Below are 2,857 nucleotides of genomic sequence, written 5' to 3'. Positions count from 1 at the left end.
GGCGATCTTCCTCGACCGCCTGACCCAGGCGATGGGTGAAAGAACCGCCGCCGAGCCTGGCCGGCGCTGGTATCACACCGGGCCGCTGGGCCTGCTGCTGCGCCTGTTCGGCGCCAACCCGGCTGCAGGGCGGCGCAAGACCGCCTGATTCATTCCCCTCTTGACCTGCCGTACTTGAATAACAACCAGAAGAAGGTATGCCACGATGTTTGAATTCAAGATATCCCAGCGCTTTAGCCAATGTGCCTGCGCCGTCGCGCTGGCGGTCGTGTCACTGGGCATGGCGACAGGCGCCAGCGCGGCGAGCTTCGAAAAACCGGGCGACGGCGTGAAGATCACCCCGGCCTTTCCGACCGTCGATGAAGAACGCTTTCGCGGTGAAATCGCCATCGAGGGTCTGCGTGAGCTGGGTTACAACGTCCAGAAACCCAAAGAAACCGAATACGCCACCATGGTCCTGGCGGTTGGCTTCGGCGATGCCGACTTCAGCGTCAACCTGTGGGACAAGTTGCATGCCAGCTTTTATCAGAAGGCCGGTGGCGACGCGGCGATGATCAAGGCAGGCGACATTCTGCCGGGCGTATTGCAGGGTTACCTGATCGACAAGAAAACCGCCGATGCCTACAACATCAAGTACATCACCGACCTGAAGAAACCGGAAATTGCCAAGCTGTTCGATGTGGATGGCGATGGCAAGGCTGACCTGACCGGCTGCAACCCCGGCTGGGGCTGCGAGCTGGTGATCGCCCACCACATGAAGGCGTACGAGCTGGACAAGACCGTGCATGTCAACCAGGGCTCCTACTTCGCCCTGATGGCCGACACCATCACCCGCGCCAAGGCCGGCAAGCCGGTGCTGTATTACACCTGGACCCCGCAATGGGTGGCCGGTGTGCTGGTCGAGGGCAAAGACGTGGTCTGGCTTGAAGTGCCCAAGACCGACCTGCCGGGCGGCGATAACAGCGTCAACACCCAGTACCAAGGCAAAAACCTCGGCTTTGCCGTGGACAAGGTCGAAGCCGTCCTGAACCGCAAGTTCGCCGAGAAGAACCCGGCGGCGCTGAAGTTCCTGTCGCTGGTGCAGATCAGCGCCGCCGACGAAAGCGCGCAGAACCTGAAGATGCAGAACGGCGAAAACAAAGCGGCAGACATCCGTCGCCACACGCAGGAATGGATCACCGCACACCGTGCCGACTTCGACGGCTGGCTGCAGGCCGCCCGGGACGCCGCCAAGAAGCCGTAAACCGTTCGCTGGCAGTCGGCTGCCCCTGTCCGGTGGCTGCCGGCTTGCCAGCGAAGCTTTTGACGACTGGCATTACAAAAACAAGGAACGTCCAGCCATGATGACCTCACCCTTCTCCATCGCGCACCACGCCCGGCGTATCGAGCCGGGCCGCGTTACCGACAGCCCGTGCAAACCCGACGGCTCGGAAAACAACAACGACCGGGTCGAGATCGGCCCGACCCCGCTGGCCTTCGCCGAGTGGGATGCCCTGGGCCTGCAGGCGCCGCAGCTGGCAGCCATGCGCGAGTACCGCCTGCAACGCATTCGCGAGCAACTGATCAAGTGCGATCTGGGCGGCATCCTGCTGTTCGACCCGCTGAACATTCGCTACGCCACCGACACCACCAACATGCAACTGTGGACCACCCACAACCCGGCCCGTGCCTGCTTCGTCGCGGCCAGCGGCCATGTGGTGCTGTGGGATTTCCATGGTTGCGATCATCTATCAAGACACCTGCCGCTGATCAGCGAACTGCGCAGCGGCGCGTCGTTTTTCTACTTCGAAACCGGCGAGCACACCGACCTGCACGCTAAACGCTTCGCCGGGCAAATCGATGAACTGCTGCGCAACCACGCAGGCTCCAACCGCCGCTTGGCCGTTGACCGCATCGAGGTGGCCGGCCTGCGTGCCCTCGATGCACTGGGCATCGACGTGCACAGCGGCCAGGAAGTTACTGAACTGGCGCGGGTCATCAAGGGTCCGGACGAGATCCTCGCCATGCGCTGCGCGGTGGCGTCCTGCGAAGCGTCTATCGCCGAGATGCGCCTGGCGATGCGCGCCGGCGCCACCGAGAACGACGTCTGGGCCGCGCTGCATGCCGGCAATATCCGCCGCGGCGGCGAGTGGATCGAAACCCGGATTCTCAGCTCCGGCCCGCGCACCAATCCCTGGTATCAGGAATCGGGGCCACGGGTACTGAGCGATGGCGACCTGCTGAGCTTCGACACCGATCTGATCGGCGTGTACGGCATGTGCGTGGACATGTCGCGCAGTTGGATCTGCGGCGACCTGGAGCCGAGCGCCGAGCAAAAACGCCTGTACCGCATCGCCCATCAACACATCAGCGTCAACACCCAGATGGTGCGCCCCGGCTTCAGCTTCGCCGAGCTGACCGCCCAGGGTCATCGCCTGCCCGAGAGCTGCCGCGCCCAGCGTTACGGGGTGATGTTCCACGGCGTGGGCCTGTGTGACGAATACCCCTGCATCCGCTACCCCGAGGATTTTGAGTCGCACGGCTATGCCGGGGTGCTGGAACCGGGCATGGCGCTGTGCGTGGAGGCCTATATCGGCGAGGTTGGCGGCAAGGACGGTATCAAGCTGGAGAACCAGTTGCTGGTGACCGAGACCGGCTGTGAAGTGCTGACCCATTACCCGTTCGAGAGCAGCTTTCTCAACGATTGATTTGCATCGCCCGCAGTTTTTGTAAAAGGAGAAGTAGCAATGAGTACAGGCAACAGAGGCGTGGTGTACCTGGGGGCCGGCAAGGTCGAAGTCCAGAACATCGATTACCCGAAAATGCAGGACCCGCGCGGCAAGAAGATTGAGCACGGTGTGATCCTCAAGGTGGTCGC

Annotated in this window: 2 protein-coding genes and 2 pseudogenes; all 4 read left to right on the top strand. The window is 62.5% G+C overall.

From position 1 onward, the window contains the following. A pseudogene (locus NRB16_RS28695) lies at positions 1–148 on the top strand (glycine/betaine ABC transporter permease); the annotation flags it as partial. A gap of 57 nt (positions 149–205) precedes the next feature. After that, positions 206–1,243, top strand: coding sequence for a glycine betaine/L-proline ABC transporter substrate-binding protein ProX (gene proX / locus NRB16_RS28690; RefSeq protein ID WP_257107536.1), 1,038 nt, complete (start codon positions 206–208; stop codon positions 1,241–1,243). Between the two features lie 97 nt (positions 1,244–1,340). After that, positions 1,341–2,687, top strand: coding sequence for a dimethylsulfonioproprionate lyase DddP (dddP, locus tag NRB16_RS28685; protein WP_257107535.1), 1,347 nt, complete (start codon positions 1,341–1,343; stop codon positions 2,685–2,687). A gap of 39 nt (positions 2,688–2,726) precedes the next feature. After that, a pseudogene (locus tag NRB16_RS28680) lies at positions 2,727–2,857 on the top strand (formaldehyde dehydrogenase, glutathione-independent); the annotation flags it as partial.

It is taken from the genome of Pseudomonas sp. LJDD11 (genome assembly GCF_024584215.1).
In the GTDB taxonomy this organism is placed as follows: Bacteria; Pseudomonadota; Gammaproteobacteria; order Pseudomonadales; family Pseudomonadaceae; genus Aquipseudomonas.
Note: the sequence above shows the minus strand (reverse complement) of the source record. Positions and strands in the feature narration are given on the sequence as shown.